At 63.0% G+C, this 18,831-nt stretch carries 16 protein-coding genes; 6 read left to right on the top strand and 10 right to left on the bottom strand.

Annotated elements, in window-relative coordinates; all coding sequences use genetic code 11:
* Positions 1-189 precede the first annotated feature (189 nt).
* From CLU94_RS07650 to CLU94_RS07635, 4 genes are all read left to right on the top strand, one after another.
* Positions 190-525 (top strand): DUF3579 domain-containing protein, encoded by a 336-nt coding sequence (locus CLU94_RS07650; protein WP_029496213.1) that lies wholly within the window; start codon positions 190-192, stop codon positions 523-525.
* A gap of 81 nt (positions 526-606) precedes the next feature.
* Positions 607-1,056, top strand: coding sequence for a CBS domain-containing protein (locus CLU94_RS07645; protein WP_035825422.1), 450 nt, complete (start codon positions 607-609; stop codon positions 1,054-1,056).
* Positions 1,057-1,134: 78 nt separating this feature from the next.
* Positions 1,135-1,953 (top strand): AraC family transcriptional regulator, encoded by an 819-nt coding sequence (locus CLU94_RS07640; protein WP_099665208.1) that lies wholly within the window; start codon positions 1,135-1,137, stop codon positions 1,951-1,953.
* Positions 1,950-3,413 carry a nitrilase-related carbon-nitrogen hydrolase gene (locus CLU94_RS07635; protein ID WP_099665207.1) on the top strand — a complete coding sequence of 488 codons (1,464 nt, stop codon included), beginning with the start codon at positions 1,950-1,952 and terminating at the stop codon, positions 3,411-3,413. Before CLU94_RS07640 ends, CLU94_RS07635 begins: the two co-directional genes overlap by 4 nt.
* A 192-nt stretch (positions 3,414-3,605) precedes the next feature.
* On the opposite strand, the gene CLU94_RS07630 is transcribed toward CLU94_RS07635, so the two are convergent.
* Positions 3,606-4,346 carry a GntR family transcriptional regulator gene (locus CLU94_RS07630; RefSeq protein WP_099665206.1) on the bottom strand — a complete coding sequence of 247 codons (741 nt, stop codon included), beginning with the start codon at positions 4,344-4,346 and terminating at the stop codon, positions 3,606-3,608.
* Positions 4,347-4,734: 388 nt separating this feature from the next.
* On the opposite strand from CLU94_RS07630, the gene CLU94_RS07625 reads away from it, so the two are divergent.
* Together CLU94_RS07625 and CLU94_RS07620 are read left to right on the top strand one after the other, a co-directional pair.
* A complete protein-coding gene (locus CLU94_RS07625; RefSeq protein ID WP_099665205.1) occupies positions 4,735-7,398 on the top strand; it encodes a TonB-dependent receptor in 2,664 nt (887 codons plus the stop codon).
* 255 nt (positions 7,399-7,653) lie between these two features.
* Positions 7,654-8,775 (top strand): acyltransferase family protein, encoded by a 1,122-nt coding sequence (locus CLU94_RS07620; RefSeq protein WP_099668202.1) that lies wholly within the window; start codon positions 7,654-7,656, stop codon positions 8,773-8,775.
* Positions 8,776-8,900: 125 nt separating this feature from the next.
* Here the strand turns inward: CLU94_RS07620 and CLU94_RS07615 are convergent, their stop codons facing one another.
* The 9 genes from CLU94_RS07615 to CLU94_RS07575 all read right to left on the bottom strand — a co-directional run bounded on the left by CLU94_RS07615 (position 8,901) and on the right by CLU94_RS07575 (position 18,831).
* Complete coding sequence (locus tag CLU94_RS07615) at positions 8,901-10,208, bottom strand: tetratricopeptide repeat protein (protein WP_099665204.1); 1,308 nt, start codon at positions 10,206-10,208, stop codon at positions 8,901-8,903.
* 161 nt (positions 10,209-10,369) lie between these two features.
* Entirely contained in the window at positions 10,370-11,503 is a 1,134-nt protein-coding gene (locus CLU94_RS07610) for an ABC transporter ATP-binding protein (RefSeq protein WP_099665203.1), read from the bottom strand.
* 14 nt (positions 11,504-11,517) lie between these two features.
* The gene (locus CLU94_RS07605) at positions 11,518-12,840 is read right to left on the bottom strand and encodes an MFS transporter (RefSeq protein ID WP_077400590.1); all 1,323 of its coding nucleotides are present in this window, start codon (positions 12,838-12,840) and stop codon (positions 11,518-11,520) included.
* 26 nt (positions 12,841-12,866) lie between these two features.
* Positions 12,867-13,703 (bottom strand): carbohydrate ABC transporter permease, encoded by an 837-nt coding sequence (locus CLU94_RS07600; RefSeq protein WP_099668201.1) that lies wholly within the window; start codon positions 13,701-13,703, stop codon positions 12,867-12,869.
* A gap of 12 nt (positions 13,704-13,715) precedes the next feature.
* Positions 13,716-14,585: a carbohydrate ABC transporter permease gene (locus tag CLU94_RS07595; RefSeq protein WP_099665202.1), complete on the bottom strand. Its 870-nt coding sequence runs from the start codon at positions 14,583-14,585 to the stop codon at positions 13,716-13,718.
* Positions 14,586-14,592: 7 nt separating this feature from the next.
* Entirely contained in the window at positions 14,593-15,852 is a 1,260-nt protein-coding gene (locus CLU94_RS07590; protein ID WP_099665201.1) for an ABC transporter substrate-binding protein, read from the bottom strand.
* A gap of 132 nt (positions 15,853-15,984) precedes the next feature.
* Positions 15,985-16,998, bottom strand: a complete 1,014-nt coding sequence (locus CLU94_RS07585; protein WP_071079063.1) for an SIS domain-containing protein — start codon at positions 16,996-16,998, stop codon at positions 15,985-15,987.
* Positions 16,988-18,100: an N-acetylglucosamine-6-phosphate deacetylase gene (gene nagA / locus CLU94_RS07580; protein WP_099665200.1), complete on the bottom strand. Its 1,113-nt coding sequence runs from the start codon at positions 18,098-18,100 to the stop codon at positions 16,988-16,990. Before nagA ends, CLU94_RS07585 begins: the two co-directional genes overlap by 11 nt.
* On the bottom strand, positions 18,097-18,831 hold the full coding sequence (locus tag CLU94_RS07575) for a GntR family transcriptional regulator (protein WP_070282815.1): 735 nt from the start codon (positions 18,829-18,831) through the stop codon (positions 18,097-18,099). The genes nagA and CLU94_RS07575 overlap by 4 nt, the downstream gene beginning before the upstream one ends.

Raw genomic sequence — 18,831 nt, 5'->3', positions numbered from 1 at the left:
TGGAACAAGGTTAAAATAGGGGCTGGCGCGTTACGCGTGCCGGCCCCTGTTTGCATCGTCAGGGCAGATCGAGGTAGAACCCAAGTCTTCTATAAGATATAATACTGGCTTACCGCAGCAAACGTAGTTGAATTACCAGCCCGGCTTACCCGCCGGGGCCATTCACGCAATCCAGTCCCGACAAGCCACATGGCCGAGTTATCTCAAAAAACAGGGGAACTCTCAGACGAGTTCTTCATCCTTGGTCTCACCAGCAATGGCAAGCAATTCCGACCCAGCGATTGGGCCGAGCGCCTTTGCGGAGTGATGTCCTGTTTCAATCCCGAAGGCGGCGGGCGCAATGCGCACCTCCAGTATTCGCCCTACGTGCGTCCGACCGTCGTCAACGGCGTCAAGTCGGTGGTCGTCAACACCAAGCTGCGCGAAATCGAGCCGATGGCGTTTCACTTCGTGCGCGAGTTCGCCAAGGATAACGACCTGCAGATCGTCGAAGCCTGCTTCCTGCCGCCCCCCGAAGAAAAGTAAGTACCGCTCCATTGATTTGCCTCAAGCCCGCCACGGCGGGCTGGCGTAGCGTGGACACTCTGCCTCAAACGGAGTGGCGACATGCGCATCGGCGACATCTGTACCCTGCACACCATCCATTGCCAGCGTGACACCAGCGTGCAAGACGCGGCGCTGCTGATGCGCCAGCACCACGTGGGCGACCTGATCGTGGCCGAACAGCCGAACGGCGAGCGCGTCCCCATCGGCATCCTCACCGACCGCGACATCGTCATTTCCGTCATCGCCCTGGGCCTCGACCCCGCCAGCCTGCTGGTGGGCGACATCATGAGCGCGCAACTGCTCACGGCCAGCGAAGACGAAGACGTCTACGACATCATCGAACGCATGCGCGTCAACGGCATCCGCCGCTTGCCCGTGGTCAACAGCCTAGGCGCGCTTTCCGGCGTCGTCAGCATCGACGACCTGCTTGCCTTCCTGGCCCAGGAAATGGCCGAACTGGCGCGCATCAGCAGCGGCCAGCTGGTTTACGAAAAGCGCACGCGCAAATAAGCCTGCATTGCGCAATTTCAGTCAAATCCTCGTGATTTGAAAATGCTACAGTCGCAGCTCGTTCAACGGGAAGCGTCCATGCACTATCTGGCCAAGGCACTCTGGTATATCGAATCGCATTATGCGGAGAATATCTCGCTCGGCGACATCGCCCACGTGGGCGGCGCCTCGCCGTGTCACCTGACGCGCGCGTTTGGCCTGGCCACGGGCCACTCCGTGATGCGCTATGTGCGGGCGCGCCGGCTCAGCGAGGCGGCGCGCGTACTGGCGCAGGGCGCGCAAGACATCCTCGCCGTCGCCCTGCAGGCTGGCTACAGTTCCCACGAGGCGTTTACGCGGGCCTTCCGTGAGCAGTTCCAGCGCACGCCGGAAATGGTGCGGGCCCAGCGCCATGTCGCCAACCTCGCGCTGGTGGAGGCCATCAAACTGGATGTGGAGCCTGGCGTGGCGCTGGAAGCACCCCGTTTCGAGCAGGGCTCCGCCTTGCTGGTGGCGGGCCTCGTCGAACGTTATCGCGCAGAAACGGCTGCCGGCATCCCCGCCCTGTGGCAGCGTTTCCTGCCCCATGCGGCGCCCGGCCAGCTCGTGTATGGCGTGTGCTGCAACAATGACGATGCGGGCAATTTCGATTACCTGTGCGCCATGCCCGTGAACGACTTTTCCCAGGCCCCCGACGGCTGGACGCGGCTGCGCATCGCCCCGCGGCGCTATGCCGTGTTTCATCACCGCGGCCACATTTCCACCATCCGCGCCACCTGGCACACGGTGTGGAACGAGTGGCTGCCCGGGTCCGGCCTGGAAGTGGCCGACGCGCCCGATTTTGAACGCTACGACCAGCATTTCGATCCCGCCAGCGGCAGCGGCGGCGTGGAAATCTGGCTTCCCTTGAAAGCATGACCATGCTCCATACCTTGTCTGCGCCGGCTGCCGGCGGCACCGCGCTGCGCCAGCGCCTGTTGCAAACCGCCGCCGCGCTGGCGGCGGGCCTGCCCCTGTACTGGGTGCTGGGGCCGCAGCCGCTGGGCTGGCTGGCCTGGTGCGCGCCGCTGCCCGTGCTGTGGCTGGCCCTGCGCTCGTCGCGCCGCGATGCGGCCTGGATGACGTTCCTGGCCGCCCTGCTGGGCCTGTCATCGAACGTTGCCTATTTTCGCCTGCTCATGCCCTTGCCGGCCATGCTGGCCGTGATGTTCGTCAAGGCACTGCTGTGGCTGCTGGTGGTGCTGGCCACGCGGCGCCTCGTGCTGCGCTACCGCTCCGGCTGGACGGTGCTGGCGTATCCCGTGCTGTGGGTGGCCATCGATACGGTGATGGCGGCTTTGCTGCCGGACGGTAACTGGGGCAGCCTCGCGTATTCGCAGGCGGATAATCTTGCCGTGCTGCAGGTGGCGGCCCTGGCGGGCGTGCCCGGCCTGCTGTTCTTGCTGTGCCTGGCGCCATCCGCGCTGGCCTTGCTGCTGGCGGGCGGCCGCGCATATGCGCCAGCGGCTGGCGCGGCCGCGCTGCTGCTGGCGGCCGCGTTCGCCGGCGGCGCCTGGCGCGTGCAGGGCGCGCCGGCCTTGGCGCCGACAGGGCCGCTGGCGGGACTGGTGGCCATCGATGACTTTATCGGTCCGGCCACGCCGCCCGCACGCGCGCAAGCCGTCTGGGACCAGTACGCGCGCCATGTCGGGCAACTGGCCGGGCAGGGCGCCACGCTGGTGCTGTTGCCGGAAAAGATAGCCGTGCTGGCCCCTGCGCAGGCGGATGCCGTGCGGCAGCGTTTCCAGGCGCTGGCGCGCAGCACGGGCGCGTGGATCATCCTGGGTATCGGCGTGCAGGACGCTGCCGGCAGGCGCAACCTGGCCTGGCTGTTCGCGCCCGATGGCGCCGCGCCTGTCAGCTATCAGAAGCATCATCTGGCGCCGCCCGAGCGCGAGTTTCTTGCTGGTAGCGCGTATGCCGTGCAGCCGGTGGCGGGGCAGGCCATGGGGCTGGCCATCTGCAAGGACATGCATTTTGCGCCCCTGGGGCAGGCGTATGGCGCGGTCGGTGCGCAAGCGATGCTGGTGCCGGCCTGGGATTTCCAGCTGGACGCCTGGATGGGCGCGCGCATGACCGTGGTGCGCGGCGTGGAAAACGGTTATGCGGTGCTGCGCGCGGCGCGCGAGGGCGTGCTGACGGTCAGCGATGCGTATGGGAACGTGCTGGCGGAGCGGGCCAGCAGCGCCATGCCGGGCAGCACCTTGCTGGCGCCGCTGCCGGCGGCGCGGCCCGTGGCCACGTGGGCCGGTTGGCTGGGGCCGCTGTTCGGCTGGCTGTGCGTGGCGCTAAGCGTGATCCTGCTGGGCGTGGGCCGCCGCGCCGCGCCCGCCGTTTGACGCATAACGCCCCGTTTTGCTGCAATGCGCAAAACCGTATTGCACGACTTTCTTTTATATTCTGCGCGGGCGGCCACATAATCGCCGCCGATGATTGCACCATTGCCGTGCATATATAGGCGCGATACCGGCATATATATTGCACTGCAATAAGTGGTGTTATCTGGTATTGAGAAATTCGCGCATCCGGTATTAATTGGTACTTAATTCGGCCACGAAGTCATACATATCGCCGCGGAAGTAGGAGCGGCAAAATTCCACGGCGCGGCCATCGCGCAAAAAGCCCAGCCTTTCCACCGACAAGCCCGCGTCGCCTTCCTCCGCCTGCAACAGGCTGGCCTGCTCCCCCGTCAACAACAAGGCGCTGAGGCGCTGCAAGGCGCGCACGGGCCGGTTGCCCGCCTGTTCCAGCGCGTCATACATGGACACGTCGACGGCGTCGAGGTTCGGCAGGCAACTGGCGACGATGGTCGCGTACTCCAGGCACATCGGCACCTCGTCCGCATAGCGGATGCGGTGGAAGCGGTACACGGGCGCGCCCGGCGACAGCCGCAGGCGCAAGGCTTCTTCCGGCGTGACGGTGCCTTCTGCGCGCTTGAGCCACACGCTGCGGGGCGTGCGTCCGCGCGCGCGCATGTCCTCGGAAAACGAGGTCAGCTTGGCGAAGTTTTTCTCGATGCGCGTATTGATGAAATTGCCCGAGCCGGGACGCCGCACCAGCAAGCCCTCGTTGACGAGCCCATCGATGGCCTTGCGCACGGTGATGCGCGAAACGGACAGGTCGCTGGCCAGCTGGCGTTCGGCCGGCAAGGCTTCCTCGGGGCCGAGGATGCGCTTGTCGATCGCTTCGCGCAGCGCGCGCTGCAGTTGCTGGTACAGGGGCAGGCTACTCGTCTGCCCCAGGCCTTGCATGATGTGAGCGAGGGTTGTCATACGCTGAGGGTCTCCGTTACGGCGCGTTGCAGACGCGCTCTGTATCTGTTTTGTGTCGCTGGATAATACCAAAAAAGGCCGTTATAAAACCAATTTGAATTATCAGGCCAACAATTTATGCCTGGCTTCCCCCGTATTTAAGCCGCGCATACGGGCTACGGATTGATTTAGATAAAGTGGTCTGTGTGATTCAAACAACGTTATAAAAAAAAAGTTGCAACTGGTAGTGTTCTGGTATTGGATAGTAGTATATTGGCGTTGAATTGGTTTTGTAAGTGGTTGTGCCGAAGGGTCTGCAGCATGCCGGCGAGAGTGGGCGGGCTGGAAAGAAGACCTACGTTAAAAATGAAAAGGTTCCAATCCTGGAGCCTAAATCAAGGGGGAGTACATGAAACGCAATTTGACACCTGCAGCTGCCGTCGTGAAATCCGGATCGCGTAGCCGTACGCCGATCGCCGCGGCCGTTGCCGTGATGGTCGCTGGTCTGGCTTTTTCGGCGCAGGCGCAAGAAGCACCCGCCGACGACGTGACGACCGTCACCGTGACCGGCGTGCGTGCCTCGCTGGAAAAGTCGCTGAAGCAAAAACGCAATGCGGATTCCGTGGTGGAAGTGGTGACGGCCGAAGATATCGGCAAGATGCCTGACCGTAACGTGGCTGACGCGATCCAGCGCCTGCCAGGTGTGAATACCCAATCGTCGGCCGGTGGCGAAGGCGGCTTCGGCGAAAACGACCGCGTCAGCCTGCGCGGCACCAGCCCCAGCCTGCAGCAAACCCTGTTCAACGGCCATGCCATCAGCACGGGCGACTGGTTTGTCTTGAATCAATACGGTGGCAACGTGGGCCGCAGCAGCAGCTTCTCCTTGCTGCCGTCCGAGCTGGTGAGCTCGGTAGTGGTGAAAAAGAGCGCCACCGCTGATCTGGTGGAAGGCGGCGTGTCCGGTGCGATCGATGTGATTACGCGCCGTCCGTTGGAATTCAAGAACCAGATCACGGCCGAAGGTTCGATACAGGCTGTCTACAATGACCTGTCCAGCAAAACAGAACCGCAATTCTCCGGTCTGGTGAACTGGAAAAATGATACCAATACCCTGGGCGTCATGCTGCAGGGATTCTCGCAAAAGACGTCGGTACGCCGCGATGGCCAGGAAATCCTGGGCTACACCAGCATCACTGCGGATAGCGCGGCGGCCAAGGCCGATCCGTCCTTGGTCGGCGTGCGGGTACCTACGTTTATTGGCGCGAGCTATTTCACCCAAAAGAAAACGCGTGAAGGCGGCGCGTTTGACGTCGAATTCAAGCCCAACAAAGACTTGACCCTGGACTTTAACGGCTTCTACTCCCAGTTGAAGGCGCCTAACCAGAATACCAATTTCCTGGCAGCGCCCGGCAATTCGGTCCGTGCGGATCGTTCGAACCTTGTTCCGACGAATTACACCGTCAAGAACGGTACCTTGGTCGGCGCTACGTTCGCCTCCAATGCTGGGGAAGTAGACAATGCCTACCGTCCCGATGCCGGCGGCGAGACGTACTATCTCGATTTCAATTTCAAGTACCGCGCGAGCAAGGACCTGACCTTTACCGGGAAACTGGGCAAGACCCACGGCGTGGGTTACGACCGCGACGATGTTTATTATCAAAACAATGTCAATGGCGGCATGGCGTATGCACTCAACGGCATGAACCCGGCGACCGTTTCCTATCCAGGTGGTAATACTTCCTCGCCACAGGGAACCGGCTGGATCGGCGGCGGCGAATCGCAATCGGTCGACAAGGAACTCTACACGCAGATCGATGGCGAATTGCGCCTGTCGAGCGGCATCTGGGATTCCATCAAGTTTGGCGCACGCTTCACTGATCATAAACGTAGCGCCGAGCACCCGTATGAAGCCGGCCCTGGCAAGTTAGGTTTTATCAATCCAGGTCCCGTCTGGAATGGCACCATGTTCCCAGGCAATTATGGTAACAATTTGGGTGGAAACGTGCCAAACAATTACTTCCTGTACGATGGCCAGGCGCTGGCCAATTGGGGTGCCGTGCCAGGCAACCGCAACGTAGACCGCGTGGTGCGCCATAACTGGAAGGATGAGTTCAAACTGCAAGAAAAAACCCAGGCTGTGTATGGCATGGCCAATGTGGCTGGCGATAACTGGAGTGGTAACTTCGGCGTGCGTGCCGTGCACACCAAGCAAACGACGACGGTCAACTCCAGCGGTGGCCCGCTCTCCACGGCATTTGGCGATTACTCGCAAAACACCTACGAGCGCAGCTACAATGACTTCCTGCCTAGCGCCAACATCAAGTTTGATGTCAACCGCGATATCGTCGTGCGCGCGGCCCTGGCAAAGACCATTGCGCGTCCCGACTATAGCGCATTGGGTGGCGCTGTTGCGCTGAATGACGATACCATCAGCGGCACCAAGGGGAATGTGAATCTCAATCCGGTGCGCTCGAATAATGCCGAAGTCAGTGCCGAGTGGTATTTCGCACCGAAATCGGCGGTGTCGGCCGGTATTTTCTACATGGATTTGAACTCGATCGTGGCACAGCGCAACGTCAATGCGACCTATTTCAACACCAAGGTCGGCGCTAACAACCTGTATCAAATTACCGAGTCTTTCAATACCAAGGGCAAGAACAAGGGTGTCGAGTTGAGCTACCAGCAACCGGTGCTGGGTGATTTCGGCGTCCTGGCCAATTACACCTATGCCGATGGCAAGTTGAACGATGGCAGTGAACTGCTGAATGCATCAAAAAATACCTATAACCTGACCGCTTTCTATGAAGCACATGGTTTTAGCGCGCGCCTGGCCTATAACTATCGCTCGGCTTACAAGGCCGGCGTGGACCGTGGCGCCAGCCAGCACGTCGACGACAGCAGCTCTTTGGCCGGTTCGCTCAACTACAAGATCAACGAACACTTCACGATCACGTTCGATGCGCTTAACCTGACCAATGAAACCATCAAGATGTACGCCGAAAACAAGGAACAGCCACGCGCTTTCTATAGCAACGGCCGTACTTTCTACCTGGGCTTGCGCGGCAAGCTGTAAGCAAGACGATCAGGCCTGATGCGTCCGCGTCAGGCCAGGTCTTCCTCGGTCTTTCAAGCAAGTTCCTGCTTCAGGGGCTTGCTTTTTTTTTGCGCTCACCGGCTGGGCGGCTTCTGGCTTGTTCATGCCAGGGCTGTCCCCGCCGGTTGCCAGCATGACTTGCGCCGCCAAGCTTGTATCCTGCGGCGCAAGGTTTTTTGCCGCCTCCTTGCCGCAAGCAGGAAGGCGGTTTTTCTCATTTGGATTTGTTTGATCATGACTATTGCACCTCAACGCTACCTCGCCCTCGACGTCTTGCGCGGCCTGACCGTGGCCCTGATGATCGTCGTCAATACGCCTGGAGACTGGGGCAGCGTGTATGCCCCGTTCCTGCATGCCGAATGGCATGGTTTTACCCTGACGGACCTGGTCTTTCCCAGCTTTTTGTTTGTCGTCGGCAATGCCTTGGCCTTTGCGTTGGGCAAGTATGAAAACCTGGGCCATGGCGCTGTGCTGGCCAAGCTGTGCAAGCGCAGCGCGCTGATCTTTTTACTGGGCTTCCTGCTGTACTGGTTCCCTTTCTTCAAGATCGACGACGCGGGCCAGTTTGCCTGGTCGCCCCTGTCGCACACGCGCATCCCCGGCGTGCTGCAGCGCATCGCCGTATGCTACCTGGCCGCCGCGCTGATCCTGCATTACTGGAAGACGCGGGGCGCGCTGGCCTTCAGCGCCTGCGCCTTGCTTGGCTACTGGGCCATCCTGGCATGCTTTGGCGACTACAGCTTGCACGGCAACGCGCCGGCCAAGCTGGACCTGATCCTGCTGGGCGACAGCCATTTGTACCACGGCGAAGGCATCGCCTTCGATCCGGAAGGCATCCTCGGCACCTTGCCCTCGATTGTCAATGTGATCGCCGGCTACCTGGCGGGCAGTTTCCTGCGCCAGGCGGCGCCGGCGCGGCTGCGCTCCAGCTTGTATCAGCTGGCCGTGGCCGGCGCCATTTGCGTGGCGGTGGCTTTGTGCTGGAATGAAGTGTTTCCGATTAACAAGAAGCTGTGGACCAGCTCTTACGTGATGCTGGGCATCGGCCTGGACTTGCTGCTGCTGGCGCTGCTGATGTTCATCATTGACGTGCGTCAAATGACGGGCTGGACCTACTTCTTTGAAGTCTTCGGCAAGAACACCCTGTTCATCTACCTGGTGTCGGAAGTGCTGGTGATTGTCGCGTTTACCGTGCGCATCGGCAGCGTCAACCTGTACCAGTGGCTGTACCAGCAGTGGTTTACGGGCTGGGCGCCGGCGCGCGTGGGATCCATGCTGTTTGCCGTCAGCTTCATGTTGCTGTGCTGGCTGATCGCCTACGCGATGGACAAGCGCAAGATCTATATCAAGGTCTGAAACTTGACGTCAGCCCATGCCGCGTGGCCAGGGCGGCGATACCCATTCTTGGGTGGATGGACGAAAAAAAAAGCAGCCCCGGCCTGAGCCGGGAACTGCCTTGCGTCTGCTTGAGGGCGCAGGAATTACTGTGCCGCTGCTGCCGGTGCCGCCGCCGCTGCCGTGGCAGGACGGTTCAGCCACAGGATCCAGTAGCGGGCCAGGTCGCCCACGCCGTCGCCGCCCTTGACCGTTTCCAGGACCTTGATGGCGTCGTCTTTCTTGCCGGCCATGGCGTAGGAGTAGCCGAGGCGCAGCTTGGCGTCTTCAGCACGTTTCAGGCCGCCCTTGGCGATGCCTTTCTGGATCAGGTCGATACCTTTGTCGAATTGGTCCATCGTCACGAAGGCGTAGCCCAGGTTGATCAAGCCCGTGCCATCCTTGCTCTTCATGGCCGACGCTTCGCCGCTGGCGATGTTTTTCGCATCGTCGGCGGCAGCCTTGTTGGCCTGGTCGCGCAGTTTCTTGTGCTTGGCAGCATTCGCGCCCGTGCCCAGCACGCCTTTGGCAAAGCCGGCGTCGATGACTTTTTTCGCTTCCGTCGGGAAGGCGTTTTGCAAGGCGATTTCAGCCATGTCGCTGTAGTCCTGTGGCGGCATGGTGTCGACGGCCTTGAATTGCAGGCGCAGCACGTCCAGCGCGAAGCGGTCGGAGTAACCGGCCTTGCCTTGCAGGCGGCCCAGCAGGTCGCTCCAGTAGTCATCCGACGGGTAGTAGCGCACCAGGTTTTCCATGGCGATCAGGTAGGTGGCCGGATCCTTGCTCTTCGAACCCGTGTTGGCCAGCAATTGCAGTTCTTCGATGGTCGGCGTCTTGCCCGCTTGCTGCTTGGCCGTCACGTCGGCCATCAGTTCCTGCTTGGCGCGCGCGAAATCATTGCTGAAGTAATACGCGCGGATGATGTAGGGACGCACGGAGGCTACGTCGCCCGTTGCCGTCTGGTAACGGGTAAACCATTTGATGGCGTTCGGGTAATCCTTGGCGTTGTAGTGATAGTTCGCCAGCGCCTGGATGAAGTCGCCTTCCGATTTCTTGTCCAGCTTGCCCGATTCGATCACCGCTTCCAGTGCCGTCATGGCCATAGGCGCATTGTTGGTGGTCGAGGCCAGCGCCACGCGCAGGCGGTTCAGCACGAACGTTTCATACGGCGTCAGGGCCGGCATGGCGGCAGCCTGGTCGATGCGGCTTTGCACGTCGGCGTAATTCTTGGCATCCATCGATGCCTTCACGGCGGTCGGATCGAGCAGCTTGAACACTTCAGGGCGCACCGAGTCGGCCGGAGCGGCAGCGGCAGCGGCTGGCTTGGCATCCTGCGCGTGCGACAGGGATGGCAGGACATTCAGGCCGATGGCGGCCAGGAGCAGGCTAAGACGGGCAAGACGGAATTGGGACATGGTCAATCCTTCAATCAATAACAAAAATACGCACCTGCACTGGCAGCCGCAACATCGTGCAGTGGCATTGCCAGAGGGGCAAGGAAGCTCGAAAAAACACACATTCTGCCAGTCTGCCTGCATAAGTCAAACAGAAGCGGCATGATACGAAGCGGCTATTGTCACATAAACGGCTGAGCGGGTGCGGCAAACGTGCGCGCCAGGGCTTGCCCTGCGGCATCGAACAGCAGGCAGCGCTGCGCCGGCAGATGCAGGCGCATGGCGTCGCCCGCCTGGCGCAAGCCTTCCTCGGCCGGCAGCTTGACGGCCAGCATCTCGGTCACGCCCGGCATGCTGGCGTAAACGATGGCCACGTCGCCCAGGTATTCGACATGGCTGACGGCCGCGTCGATGACGTTCTCGCCTGCAGCGTCCCCGTCCTGCAGGACGACGTGCTCGGCGCGCACGCCCAGGGTCAGCTGGTCGCCCGGCGCCACGCTCCCGCCCTGCGCTTCGACGTCGATCACGGCGCCGCCGGGCAGGCGCACGGCCACCGAACCGGGGCCGCTGGCGACGGCTGTGCAGGCGATGAAGTTCATCTTCGGCGCGCCGAGGAAGCCGGCCACGAACAGGTTGCCGGGATTGTTATACAGCGCGTGCGGACTGCCCACCTGCTCGATGCGCCCGCCGTTGAAGACGACGATGCGTTCGCCCAGGGTCATCGCCTCGACCTGGTCGTGCGTGACGTAGATCATGGTCGTTTTCAATTCCTGGTGCAGGCGCGAGATTTCCACGCGCATCTGCACGCGCAGCGAGGCGTCGAGGTTCGACAGCGGTTCGTCGAACAGGAATACCTGCGGCTTGCGCACGATGGCGCGGCCGATGGCCACGCGCTGGCGCTGGCCGCCCGACAGATCCTTCGGCTTGCGTTTCAACAGTGGCGTGATCTGCAGGATATCGGCCGCGCGCTCGACGGCGGCGCGCACCTCCGCCTTCTTGTGCCCCGCCAGCGAGAGGGCGAAGGCCATGTTTTCGAATACCGTCATGTGCGGGTACAGGGCGTAGCTCTGGAAAACCATGGCCAGGCCCCGCTCGGCCGGCGCGATATCGTTGGCCAGCTTGCCGCCGATATGCAGTTCGCCGTCCGTGATGTCTTCCAGCCCCGCGATCATGCGCAGCAGGGTTGATTTACCGCAACCGGACGGCCCCACGAAGACGACGAATTCGCCGTCGCGGATATCGAGGTCGATGCCGTGGATGACCGGGTGCTTGTCGTCGTACAGCTTGACGATGTTCTTTAACGCGATATGTGCCATGAAGTGGTTCTATCCTAGCTGGCGCTGGCCGGCGCGGACGTGGCGCCCGTGTCAGTCTGGCCGGAGGCATCCTTCGGTCCGATGCGCATGAAGCGCGACAGGATCAATACGGGCACGGCCGACACCAGCACCCACAGGAAAAAAGTCTTGTAGCCGAGCGCCGTCTGGATGTCGCCGCTGATCATCTTGAACAGCACGAAGCCCAGCTGCATCACGCCGGTGGCGAACGCATAGTGGGCCGTCTGGTACTTGCCGACGGAGACCACCTGCATCATGAACAGGATCAGGCCGACGAAGCCGAAGCCATAGCCGAACATCTCCACGCTGAGCGCGGCCGTGATCAGGGTCAAATCGGTGGGCATGCTGTGGCTCAGGTAATAAAACACCAGGTTCGGCAAATTCATGGCCAGGATCAGGAAGAACATGGCGCGCTTGAGGCCCAGCCACGACGTGAAGTAGCCGCCGCCGATGCTGCCCAGCAGGAATGCGACGGTGCCGGCCGTGCCGTACACGGCGCCCACTTCCGTCGTCGACAGGCCCAGTCCGCCCAGTTCGCGCGCTTCGCGCAGGAACAGCGGGCCGATGGTCTGCACTTGCGCCTCGCCGGCGCGGAACAGGATGATGAAGGCGATCATGCCCCAGATGCCAGGCTTTTTCAGGAAGTCCACCAGTACGTCCCACAGGGTGCGGCTGATGCCGGCCACGCTCTTGTCGGCCACGGCCGCATTGCGCACCTGCGGCAGCGCCCACAGGTGGTACGCGGCCAGCGACAGCATCATGGCGCCGATGATCAGGAAGATCACCGACCATGCCGGCTTGATGCCGATTTTTTTCTCCAGGTAGCCGGCCAGGATCACCAGGCCGCCCAGCGAGATGAATTTGCCCGCGTTGAAGAAGGCGCCTTGCCAGCCCGCGTAGGCCGCCTGCTGCTTGTCCGACAGGCTGGCGATATACAGGCCGTCGCAGACGATGTCGTGCGTCGACGAGGCCAGCGCGGCGACGAACAGCACGGCGATGCAGGCGGCAAACCACAGCGGCGTTTGCAGGGCCAGCGCGATCAGGCCCAGGCTCAGGCCACCGGCGAACTGGAACAGCACCACCATGGTCTTCTTGCTCGACGCCAGTTCCAGGAAGGGGCTCCACAGCGACTTGAAGACCCAGGCAAAGCCGATCAGGCCCGTCCAGCGGGCGATCTGGTCGTTCGGCACGCCCATGCTCTTGAACATCAGGCCGGCCACCAGGGCCACGGCGTAGAACGGCAGGCCCTGGGCGAAGTACAAGGTCGGCACCCAGGAAATCGGGCTGCGTTTGCCAATGTTGGTGCGCTTGTCGTGCATGGAGGCTTCCTTATCGAGAGACGTTTTCATTTGACTGCGCCGTCCATGCCGCGCATGAAGAAGCGTTGGGTAAACAGGAAGGCGAGCAGGGTCGGCACGATGGTGATCAGGGTGCCGGCCGCAATCACGCGCGTGCTGCTGCCGAAGGTGCCGCGCAAGTACAGCACGCCCACCGACAGGGGGAATTCATCGGGCTTGCTCATGACGATGGACGGCCAGATGTATTCATTCCACGATTCGACGGCCGTCAGGATGCCGACGGTGGCCAGCCATGGCGTAATCAGCGGCAGCATGATGCGGCTGAAGATCACCCATTCGGAGGCGCCATCGACCCTGGCCGCGTCGATCAGGTCTTGCGGCACTTCCTCGAACGCCTGCTTGAGCAGCAGGATGGCCACGGCCGTCACCACGTTGGGCAGGATCACGCCCGTGTAGGTGTCGACCAGGCTCATTTGCGTGATGGTGATGAAGTTGACGAGGAAGTTCACTTCCGACGGCAGCACCAGCGTGGCCAGGATCAGGCCGAACACCAGTTTGCGGCCGCGGAATTTCAGGCGCGCCAGCGGATACGCGGCCAGTGAGCACAGCAGCAGTTTCCAGAACACGGTGAACACGGCGATCAGCACGGAGTTCCTGAAGAACGACCAGATCGGGATCGCACTGAACACTTCGATGAAGTTGTCGAAGGACGGCGCCTTCGGCCAGAAGGTGGGCGGGAAGGCGAAGATATTGCCCTCCGTGGAAATGGCCGTCACCAGGGTCCACCAGAAGGGGAAGACGCAGACGACGGCGATCGCGCACAGCACGGCATAGTGGCCCAGTATTTGCAGGCGGTTTTTCAGGGGGCGGGAACGTTTTTGCATGGTCATTCCCTGTCAGCGGTGCTTGGGTTTGAGGTAGCGCAGGCACAGCAGGGCGATGCCGATGCAGAATAGGGACACGACGAAGCTGGCGGCCAGTGCGCGCGGCAGTTTCAAGTGCTTGAGGCCCTGGTCGTACGCGTAGTACAGCGCCGTGAAGGTGGAATTCATCGGGCCGCCCTGGGTCAGCACGTCGACTTCCTGGTACGCCTTCAGGGCCGCCAGCACGGACAGGATGGAGCACAGCATGATGGTGGGGCGCAGCATGGGCACGGTGATCTTCCAGAAGCGCTGCCAGCGGTTGGCGCCATCGAGCATGGCCGCTTCCTGCATGTCCGACGGAATCGATTGCAGCGCCGCCAGGTACATCACCATGTACCAGCCCAGGCCGCGCCACAGGGTGACGAACATGACGGCAAACAGGGCCAGGCTGTCGTTCGACAGCCAGCCCACGGGTGCGTTCACGAGTTTCAGGGTCAGCATCACGTAGTTCAGCGCGCCCTGCTCGTGGAACATGAAGCCCCACATGATGCCGACCACGGACACGGTCGTCACCACGGGCACGTAGAAGGCGGCGCGGAACAGGCGGATGCCGGGCAGGCGGTTGTTCACCAAGACCGCCAGGGTGATGGCGCCCACCTGCACGAAGGGCACCATCAGCAGGAACATCAGCGAATTCTTCAGGCCCGAGACGAACATCTCGTTGTTGAAGATGTAGCGGAAGTTATCCAGGCCGACGAAGCGCGTCTCGCGTATCAGGCTGTAGTCGGTGAAGGCCAGCACGGAGCCGTAGCCGACGGGCCAGAAGGAAAAGGCGGCCAGCAGCAGCAGGGCGGGGGTCAGGAACAGCCAGGCTTGCAGGGTGTGGCGGTGGGAGAATGTCATGGTGTCCTCAGTGGCGCGGCAGGGTGGCCAGCTTGCGGTTCCAGATGGCGACGGCCTGGTCCAGCGCCTGCTTCACGTCCTGCTTGCCCGTCACGCCCGCCTCGACGGCTTTTACCAGCGAGCGGCGCAGCTCGTCGTAGTCGTCGATGCCGGCCACGTACAGGGTGCGCGAGTGGCCCATCGACAGGGCGCCGGCGGCGACCGCTTTTTCGGCCGCGCCCGCGTTGGTCGGCGTGGCGAGGAAAAACGGATCGGCCGCCGCTTTCACCGTGGTGGGGAAGACGCTGGCCTGGCGCGCGAACGCCAGCTGGTTTTCGTCGTTCGTCAGGAAGCGCGCGAACTTGCCGACCGATGGCAACTGGCGCGCCGGCACGCCTTTCGGAATGGCGAAGTGCACCAGCCAGCCGCCGTCGGCGATGCCGGTGGGGCCCAGCGGCGCGGGCGCCACGTCGGTGATGGCGTAGATGTCTTTCGCGTCGCCGCGGATGCGCTGCATGGCCGTCGGCGGCGCCAGCAGCATGCCCAGGCGGCCGCCCTTGTAGGCGTCGATCACGGCGGGAAAATTATCTTCGGCGAACAGGCTTTCCTTCAGCAGGCCGCCGACTTTATAGGTGTCGGCCAGCTTCTGCACCAGCGCCACGTGCTGCGGCGAATTGAAGACGGCCCGGTTGTCGGTGATCACGGCCAGGCCCTGCTGCATGAACAGGCCATCGATTTTCGACAGCGCGGGGGCGATGCCGGCCTTGCCCGTGCGTTGCGCGATCTGGCGCGCGAACGCCAGCTGTTCATCGAGGCTGGCGGGGCCGCGCACGAGGCCCGCCTGCTTGAAAATGGCGGTATTGAAGGCGATCACCGCGACATTGCTGTACATGGGAAAACCGTAGGTGCCGCCCTTGAAGCGCAAGTCCGCCAGGGCGCTGGGGATGTAGCTGGCGCGCGCCTCTGCGATCAGGCCATCGACGGGCGTGAGCAAGCCGTCGCGCGCGAATTCGTCGGCCCAGGGCACGTTCAGGCTGACCAGCGCGGGCGGCGTGCCGGCCACGATGCGCGTGACCAGCTTGGTCTGGATGACGTCCCACGGGAAGTCGATCCATTCGATCTTGACGCCGGGATTCTGCGCCTCATAGCGCGCCACCACCGCATTGAAATACGGCGTGAACTTGGGCTTCATGCTGAAGGTCCAGAATTCGATTTTCTCGGCAGCCCATGCCTGCGGCGCGAGCAGGCCCGCGCAGGCAACAACCGCCAACAGTCTCTTGATCGTCATTTTTATCCTGGAGCGCGAGGCTCCAATGTCCATGAGTCCGCGGCGCGGGTACATGCCCTTGCCGTCGCTTATATTCGGGTGCTACGGACGGCAGCCGCGCCCCGTGCCGGGGGCGCAGCTGCCGCTTGCTGCTTAATTGGTTTTGGTGACCTTGCTCAGGTGACGCGGCGCATCCGGGTCCATGCCGCGCGCGGCCGACAGTTTGGCCGCCATCACGTAGAAGGACTGGATGGCGACGATCGGATCGAGGTCCGGCGTGGCCGCCACGGGGAGGGTCAGGTCGCGCTCGGCCACGTCGGCGGGGGCCGCCAGCAAGACCTTGGCGCCGCGGCCGCGCATCTCGGTTGCCAGCTGCAGCAGGCCGGCTTGCGTCGGGCCGCGCGTGGCGAAAATCAGCAGCGGGTAGCCGTCTTCGATCAGGGCCATCGGGCCGTGCTTGATTTCGGCGCCGCTGAAGGCTTCCGCCTGCAGGGCCGAGGTTTCCTTGAATTTCAGCGCCGCTTCCAGCGCCACGGGGAAGCTGATGCCGCGGCCGACGACCATGATGTTGCGGGCCGGCGCCAGCACGTCGATGGCGGGCGACCAGTCGACGCGGGTCGCTTCGAGCAGCGCTTCGGGCAGCGCTTCCAGGCCCGCCTGCAGCTCGGGGTCGTTCTGCCACTGCGCCACCATGCGCGCGCCGGCGACCAGGCTGGTGATGAAGCTCTTGGTGGCGGCGACGCTTTGTTCCTTGCCGGCGCGCAGGGGCATGGCCCACTCGGCGGCGTGCGCCAGCGGCGAATCGATGTCGTTGACGAGGGCCACGGTGGTGGCGCCGCCGTCGCGGAAGTAGCGGATCGGCTCGACCACGTCAGGGCTCTGGCCCGATTGCGAGATCGAGATGGCCAGCGTGTCGCGCGTCACCAGCGGCGACTTGTTCAGGGTCACCAGCGACATCGGCAGGGACGCGACGACACGGCCCAGGCGCGCCATGATCAGGTAGGCGACGTAGTTGCAGGCGTGGTCCGAGCTGCCGCGCGCGATGGTCAGCGCGGTCGAGAACGAGGTGCTCCTCAATTTGCGGCCCAGTTCCGCGTAGCGTTCCGTGTCGCTGGCCAGTTGCAGGGCGACGCATTCGGCGGCGGAAATGGCTTCTTTAAGCATCATTGAGGTCACAGATTTCTCCTTCTATATACACAGCTTTGAGTTTGAGATCGCGATCGAGTACCACCAGATCGGCGTAAGTACCGGGGGCCAGCCGGCCGCGTTCTTCCAGGCCCAGGTAATCGGCGGCGTTGGTCGACACGCGCTTGGACGCGTCGGCCAGGTCCAGTCCCAGTCCCACCAGGTTGCGCAGCGCCTGGTCCAGGGTCAGGGTGCTGCCCGCCAGGGTGCCGTCGGGCAGGCGCACGCCGCCCATGCATTTCTGCACGGCGTGGCGGCCCAGCATGTATTCGCCGTCCGGCATGCCGGTGGCGGCGGTGGAATCGGTGACGCAGTACAGGCGCGGGATGGCGCGCAGGGCCACCTTGATAGCGCCCGGATGCACGTGCAGCAGGTCGGGGATCAGTTCCGCGTATTCGGCGTGCGCCAGGGCGGCGCCGACCATGCCCGGCTCGCGGTGATGCAGGCCGCTCATGGCGTTGAACAAATGCGTGAAACCCATGGCGCCGTGTTCCAGCGCGGCCACGCCGTCTTCGTACGAACCGAGCGTGTGGCCGATCTGCACGCGCACGCCGGCGTCGGCCAGGGCGCGCACCAGGTCCAGGTGGCCGGCGATTTCCGGCGCCACGGTGATGACGCGCAGCTTGGCCAGGGTTTGCAGGCGCTCGATTTCAGCCAGGTTGGCGGCGCGCGCGTAGTTCGGCTGCGCCCCCAGCTTGCCGGAATTGATGTACGGGCCTTCCAGGTGGGCGCCCAGCACGCGCGCCGTGTTCGGGCGGCGGTGGTTGGCGGCGATGCCGATGGCCGTCAGGGCCATGTCGATGTCTTCCGGCGGCGCCGTCATGGTGGTGGCCAGCAGGCTGGTGGTGCCGTGGCGCGCGTGGATGCCCGCGATGGTGTAGACGGCTTCGCCGCCTTCCATGATGTCCTTGCCTGCGCCGCCATGCACGTGCAGGTCGATAAAGCCGGGCAGGATGTAATCGTCGCTGTTGCCCGACGGGTGGAGCGAATCGCCCGTGATGCTGTCGACCCGCTCGCCGAAGGCGATGGCGCCGTGGATCCAGCCGCCGGGGGTAAGGATATTGCCTTTGATAGTGCTGCTCATCTGCGCGACTCCGCTACGAATTCATAATAATCACTGCGGCAATACGAGTGGGTCAGTTCCACCGCTGCGCCGTTGTCGAGATAACTGACACGGGTGATGTGCAGCATGGCTTCACCCGTCTTGATATTGGCCAGCTTGGCCTGTTCCGCCGTGGCGTTGACGGCGCGGATATGCTGCAGCGCGCGCATCGGGATGGTGCCGCGCGACTCCAGGTAGCCGTACAGCGAATCGGTGACCTGCTGCGGGTCCGGCATGTACAGGGCGGGGATGGTGGTCGTTTCGATCGCCATCACCACTTCGTCGGCCGTGCGCAGGCGGCGCAAACGCGCCACCGGCATGTGCGGCGACAGTCCCAGCGACAGCAGTTCCAGCGGCGCGGCCGCGCCGATGTCGCGCTGCAGCCAGCGCGAGCCGGCCGTGAAGCCCCGCTGGCGCAATTCTTCCGAAAAGCTCGTCAGGCGCGACAGCGGCTGTTCCAGCTTGGGCGTGATGTAGGTGCCCGAGCCGCGCTTGCGCGTCAGCATGCCCCGGTCGCACAGCATGTCGATGGCCTTGCGCGCCGTGACGCGCGAGATTTCCAGGATGTCCGACAGCACGCGCTCGGAAGGCAATGCCTGGTTGGCGCGCCAGTCGCCGCTGGCGATGCCGTCCGACAGCATGTTCGCCAGCTGCATGTAGAGCGGCGTGTCGCTGGCCGGATTGGGTTTGAAGGCGGACAGTTTGGCCAGCAT

Source organism: Janthinobacterium sp. 13, assembly GCF_002749695.1.
GTDB classification, from domain to species: domain Bacteria; phylum Pseudomonadota; class Gammaproteobacteria; order Burkholderiales; family Burkholderiaceae_D; genus Janthinobacterium; species Janthinobacterium kumbetense.
Note: the sequence above shows the minus strand (reverse complement) of the source record. Positions and strands in the feature narration are given on the sequence as shown.